Origin of the sequence: Roseimaritima sediminicola (assembly GCF_009618275.1) — a bacterium.
GTDB lineage: Bacteria > Planctomycetota > Planctomycetia > Pirellulales > Pirellulaceae > Roseimaritima > Roseimaritima sediminicola.
The window spans coordinates 1-1,330 of the sequence record NZ_WIAD01000124.1 but is presented as its reverse complement, the minus strand read 5'-3'; the positions used below and the strand labels follow the sequence as shown (position 1 = coordinate 1,330).

The 1,330-nt window shown below is 54.0% G+C and carries 2 protein-coding genes; both read left to right on the top strand.

Annotated features, from left to right (window positions below; all coding sequences use genetic code 11):
- On the top strand, positions 1–358 hold a 358-nt coding region (locus GE027_RS22545), incomplete at its 5' end, for a DUF1573 domain-containing protein (RefSeq protein ID WP_153559486.1).
- Between the two features lie 316 nt (positions 359–674).
- On the top strand, positions 675–1,330 hold a 656-nt coding region (locus tag GE027_RS22540), incomplete at its 3' end, for a hypothetical protein (RefSeq protein WP_153559485.1).

Genomic DNA, 1,330 nt, shown 5'->3' with positions numbered 1-1,330 from the left:
CGCTTGCGTCGTTTTGGCTTCTGTCTCATTTGCCGTGATTTTGGCAACGCACGAAAGCGATGTCCGAGCCTTAGATGTAGAGCTCGGTGTTGTAGATGCAGAGAGCCAAATCAAAGCCAAGTTGCTTGTCACCAATGACACAGATGAGGATCGAAAAATCCTAGGCATGAAGCCGGGTTGTCCATGCGTGGTCTCCGATGCGTTCCCTCTGACCATAGGCGCTGGCAGCACAGCGGAGATCAATCTGCGAATTAATACGCCAGAGGCAGGCAAAGCGATTGAGGTTCCTGTGTTGTTGTATACCGATTCACCAGGAATCGGTCATCAGACTTCCTGGATTCGGGGTCTCGCAAAATAGAGTGTTTGTTTCTTGTTTCTGCTTAGGAGAAGATGAGCTATGAATTTGTGCGGCTATGTAACGAGACTGCGTGGTGGATTGCTGGTTGCAGCGATGCTTCTTGGGGCTGGCGGAGCCTGTTCTGCTGCATATGGCAATGGATGGTTTTGCAGCAATGGCTACTGTACGGGGGGCGGATTGAGCCGGTGTGCGGCACAGCAAAAATGGTCCTGCGGTGGGGCTATCTGCAGTTCTCCAGAGCTTTACACCTGCATCGGATGCCAGTGCCAAGCAAACCCAATCAGCGGAATGTGCAACTGCACGCCTTAAGCTGCCAATGTCACTGTTTTTCCGCCGTCGCCGCAGCTTATGCTGGACGCAATTCATTATGCACAAGCGTCGAAATAGTTCGTTTTTCCTTGCAATTTGTCTTCTGGTTTCTCTAGCAGATTCTGGACAAGTCTGGGCCACTGCCAATCGCTCCCAGCACGAACTAGAAAACCAGTTCTTTCAGGCAATCGAACAGATGAGGTCGGCAGCGGACGCGATCGCCATCGCCGCGAAAACGGAGATGGTGTTCGTGATGCGCGGTGGCGATAGCCCGGGACGCCGCGAAGACGCCTACGAAATCGCTTACCGCGGCCGCGAGTTTCAGCTGAAAACGAAAATGCTCGACCGCGAGGGAACCGCCGTCGAGCAGATCAGTGGCAGGAATGAGACCTATTTCTTTGTCATCGAAAGGTCGCCGAGCGGCACGCAGTTGGTCTTTCTACAAGAGATCGGTAGTCCGGACGGAGGCGGCCCAGGTGTCGACGCGTTTGTCACCGATCTGGCCGTTCGCTACCCCGTATTTGGTTTTCAATACGTCCAGATGCCGATCTGGGATTTCGTTGCCCTGCCAGGGTTCGAGATCCAAGAGATTACCGAACTCGACGAGTCACTCGTCCGCATCGAGCACACGGTTCCCCCGGACTATGAAACGCCCGGTCACGT